The 4,033-nt window shown below is 36.2% G+C and carries 5 protein-coding genes; 1 reads left to right on the top strand and 4 read right to left on the bottom strand.

Going from position 1 to position 4,033, the window contains the following annotated elements; genetic code table 11:
- Nucleotides 1-757 precede the first annotated feature (757 nt).
- Genes A5294_RS06920 through A5294_RS04975 form a run of 3 tightly spaced genes read right to left on the bottom strand, consistent with a single transcriptional unit; the run spans nucleotide 758 to nucleotide 1,373 of the window.
- A complete protein-coding gene (locus A5294_RS06920; protein ID WP_231880199.1) occupies nucleotides 758-949 on the bottom strand; it encodes a type II toxin-antitoxin system death-on-curing family toxin in 192 nt (63 codons plus the stop codon).
- 8 nt (nucleotides 950-957) lie between these two features.
- Nucleotides 958-1,134, bottom strand: coding sequence for a Fic family protein (locus tag A5294_RS06915; protein WP_231880198.1), 177 nt, complete (start codon nucleotides 1,132-1,134; stop codon nucleotides 958-960).
- Nucleotides 1,131-1,373, bottom strand: a complete 243-nt coding sequence (locus tag A5294_RS04975; protein WP_004106718.1) for a prevent-host-death protein — start codon at nucleotides 1,371-1,373, stop codon at nucleotides 1,131-1,133. The genes A5294_RS06915 and A5294_RS04975 overlap by 4 nt, the downstream gene beginning before the upstream one ends.
- Before the next feature lie 253 nt (nucleotides 1,374-1,626).
- Between A5294_RS04975 and A5294_RS04970 the strand changes: the two genes are divergently transcribed.
- Nucleotides 1,627-2,352: a MerR family transcriptional regulator gene (locus A5294_RS04970; protein ID WP_064340606.1), complete on the top strand. Its 726-nt coding sequence runs from the start codon at nucleotides 1,627-1,629 to the stop codon at nucleotides 2,350-2,352.
- A 352-nt stretch (nucleotides 2,353-2,704) separates the two neighbouring features.
- Here the strand turns inward: A5294_RS04970 and A5294_RS04965 are convergent.
- Nucleotides 2,705-4,033, bottom strand: a 1,329-nt coding sequence (locus A5294_RS04965) for a DNA/RNA helicase domain-containing protein (RefSeq protein ID WP_156483447.1), incomplete at its 5' end; no start/stop codon positions are given.

Raw genomic sequence — 4,033 nt, 5'->3', positions numbered from 1 at the left:
TTTAGATAATAAAGCCAAATAAAATGTTGGTTTGAACAAATCTGAAAAGAAAGTTGTTTCTTTACTTATTGAAGATTCAGCTTCCACTTCAGATGAGCGAGCAATTTAAATTGGTTTAACAAAAAGAACCATAGAGCGAACATTTATTTCTTACAAAATGAAAAAGTCATCGAAAGAATCGGAACAAAACGTGATAGAAGATGGTTTGCAATAAAATAGGAAAATAATCCTCATAGATATATTTTATCTTGATGTTTACATGTGGGAGTTTGGACAAAAGTTCGTATGTCGAGAGTGTCGTATTGATGTCAAAGGCTGACTAGGTGGGTGCAAATTTGCCCTTATGCAGCAAGGCTTAGCGAGGACTATCGTTAAAAGGTTTAATGCGTGGCGGCTTTAAGCTGGGTTCTCGCGGTTTTTGAGCGTGATTTTGCTGTATGAGGGAAGATATCAACGCTCTAGGGTCGAGTGCACAGGATGTTAATGTACTTCGCTTGCGTTGAAAGCACACTGTGCTTTCAACTTTGAGCAAGCTCAGCGAATCGAAGTGCATTCGCGCGCATTATGCAGCTCGAAATCATCGACTCGCACGCAGGTTAGCTGCGCTCACGTCTTCGCCACGCAGAAGCAGTGCTTTTGCCTTGAGTGGCTCAGCGCTCTGAATTACCTTTTCGCGCTACGCTCTAAGCGAAAAGGTAGGCTTTGCAGGTCAGACAGACTCTGACAAGTTCTAAAAATGCTCTCGAATGTGGGAGCATTATTCTTGGTGGTTTTCTATCCACTGATAAAGATCGCTTTCATTGGCTTGATTAGATGCGACTTTGAGGATGATATCGATCAAATCTTCATCATTGTAAGAAAGCGTGATGCCATTTAGAGCTAGAAAGATTAGCATGGTGTGGGTGCCAATACGCTTATTGCCATCAATAAAAGGGTGGTTTTTGATCAAACCAAAGGTTAGTCATGTGGATTTATCCAGTAGTGAAGGAAAAGTTCACTTTTATCAAAAGTCTGTAGTGGAGTCTTTAATGCAGAATCAAGCATTCCCTCATCACGAATACCTGAGGAACCACCGCTTGTTTCAATCAGAGCCTGGTGAAGTTTAATCACCTGTTCTCGTGTTAAATACTTCATTTAGCTAATTCCTCATAGACTTTTGTATTCTTTTTGATGAACATATCCGATAAAGCCATGACCTCATCATCAGCTGGAGCAGAAACCTCATCGGCTTTAGGGAACTCTAAAATCACATAGCGCGGAGAGTTGTTTTTTAGTATTACAGCCGAGCCGTATTTATCGACAAGACGAGCAACCTTTGAGAAGTTTTGATTGGCTTCAGAAATTGAAATCAGCGTATCTGTATTTACATTCATAACGATAGCCTCCTTTTAAGGGGATTGTGCCCTATATTTTAGGATAAATAAATCCTAAGTATTTCAAATCTACGTCATAACTATTAACTCAGAAAAGATGTGACAGGTGTCAATCGGAACTCATGGTTTGCCGATTGAAGCTGTATAAATACAACAGTCTTAGGTTGAGTATTAGACGGCAACGCTAGCAAAAAATACTTGACTATGACGTTGCGTAATACTTTATTCTAGTGATAAGGAAGGAGGTGAGATAGTGAAAACAGTGAATGAAGTCAGCAAGATGGCAGGAATTAGTATTCGTACTCTTCAGTATTACGACAAAATCGGTTTGTTAAAACCGTCCGCTTATTCGGAGTCAGGATATAGGTTGTATGGTGATGAGGATCTAAAGGTACTACAATCCATTTTGCTGTTTAAAGCTTTGGAATTTCCGCTCAAAGAAATTAAAGAAATAATAACCAGTGAGCATTTCGACAAAGATTTAGCGCTGGAACAACAAATCAAATTATTAATCCTGAAAAAAGAGCATTTGGAAAATTTAATTCTTTTTGCAAAGGGATTAAAAGCATTAGGAGGTAACTATATGAACTTTACAGCATTTGACACAAGCAAAATTGATGAGTATGCCAAACAGGCGAAAGAGTATTGGGGAGATACACCGGAATTCAAGGAATTTGAAGCTAAAGAAAAAAGGAGAAACAGCGAGAAAACAAAAATGCTCCATCAACAACTCATGCTGATTTTTGCAGAATTTGGCAAGGTAAAATCACAACCCAGCGATTCAGTTGAAGTTCAGGCTTTGGTAAAGAAACTGCAGGACTTTATTACAGCTAATTTCTATAAGTGCTCGAATGAGATTTTATCCGGACTTGGGAAGATGTATGCTTCCGGTGGTGATTTTACGAAAAATATAGATGCGTTTGCAGGCGAAGGGACATCAGTATTTGTCAACAAGGCAATCGAATATTATTGCAAGTAAGTTTTATAATCGAGTTATCGATTAAAAACACCTAATTAACTAATGTAGTGCTCCCAAAAGTTGGACCAAAAATCTAACTTTTGGGATCATTACAAAAAGGTACTTTAATTTTCTACCAGAATAAAAAATTGTTTTGTAGAAAATAGATTCTCAAACTTTTTAACGATAGCTTTTCCTATCGTTAAAAAGTGCACCCAATATCCATAGTGTGCACTAAAGAGTGTAGTTTTGCAATACAGAATATCTAGGCGTAACTTTATACATTTTTGACTTAACTACACACAAACATTTTTCCATGTAATTGTGGATAAAAGGTGCTAGAAGATTCTATTACATAAGCAGGTAGCTCAAATTAATTTAATGAATTACGCTTGCACTGAGCCTCTAGTAACGCTTTTTCTAATTCCATATCGACAGCAAAAATGTAGAGTCCATTAACTCCGCGTTTAAGCAGCACATTAAGCTCATTTCTAAGATTATCAATTGAATAATCTAGCGCAATTCTCTTATTTGCTGATAAATCTTTAATGTGCCTTTTATTAGTTGCTTTATCGTTTCGACTATTTTCTGGGCAAAAAACAACTTTACCATTACGATATTGCACTGATGGACCAATTATTACACCAGCATAATTTAAATCAAATCCTTGAATAGTAAATGTAGATCCAATCTCATTTATAGTATGAGACTGTTCTGCCCATGATTTTTTTGATTCTTTTATTGAATGTGAATGCTTCGCGTGGTTTTGCGATGACAATTGATAATTCCAAGGATGGCTAAAAACCTTACCTTCTTTTTCCAAAATTTCCAACTCGTAACTACTAGCATTAGCATATTGACCAAGTCCAATATGCCATTTTCCATTGTTATCGCAATACAAATCTACATTCCAAGTACCATTTACCGAATTAGGATTATTCTTATTGCTCTTATACTCCCAATCGTATGTTGCAACAAGACGTGATAATCCGTGTCCATCACACCCCGAAGCTTTTTCTTCAGATTTAGACTTAATAGCATTAAATAGCTTAATGGGCGAATCAAATACTTTGAAATCAAAAGGCTTATTGTCAGTATTTGAATCTTCTTTTTTTGTTTCATAATTACGACATACTGGAAGAGTATCAATGCAACCATTGTATACAAAATTTTTAATCCATTCGAGAACATTTTCATTAGCTCTCATACGCATCTGATTTTCAAGAATGAAACGACGGACACTCACACTTATTGAATCATTTAATAATAATTCTTCACAATCATCATCATTATTTTTGAAAGAATTCTTATCCTTGTAATCTGTTCCCAATAATTTTTCTAAATCTTCGGAATTCCAACGCTGGTTGCTTTGTAAAATTTGATTAGGATCAAAAGCTGCAATAACAACTCGAGACCTACATAAAATATCAGACAACATATTTGAACCAGAGTAAGCCTGATTAGCTTGTGTATTCAGCAAATGAGCCTCATCAATAAGAGCTACATCACAGCAACGTTTTGGTCTGTCAATAATGCCACGTCCTTGTTCTGTTTGTTCGCTAAAACGATTAATAAACTGGGAAGGCAGCATAACAAGTTCATCATTATTTTTTTGTAAACGTAATTTTGTTGCTATTTGATTGTATACATTCACTTGTTCTTTATGATTTACAATTATGCAAGCAGTTTTCCTACTATTAAT

The organism is Gardnerella sp. 30-4, assembly GCF_001641215.1.
Classification (GTDB): domain Bacteria; phylum Actinomycetota; class Actinomycetes; order Actinomycetales; family Bifidobacteriaceae; genus Bifidobacterium; species Bifidobacterium leopoldii.
This window is presented reverse-complemented; position numbering and strand designations above follow the sequence as displayed.

Coding starts and splice junctions, on each gene's coding strand:
- A5294_RS06915 (WP_231880198.1), bottom strand. CDS start 1,134: ATGAAGTATTTAACACGAGAACAGGTGATTAAACTTCACCAGGCTCTG.
- A5294_RS04975 (WP_004106718.1), bottom strand. CDS start 1,373: ATGAATGTAAATACAGATACGCTGATTTCAATTTCTGAAGCCAATCAA.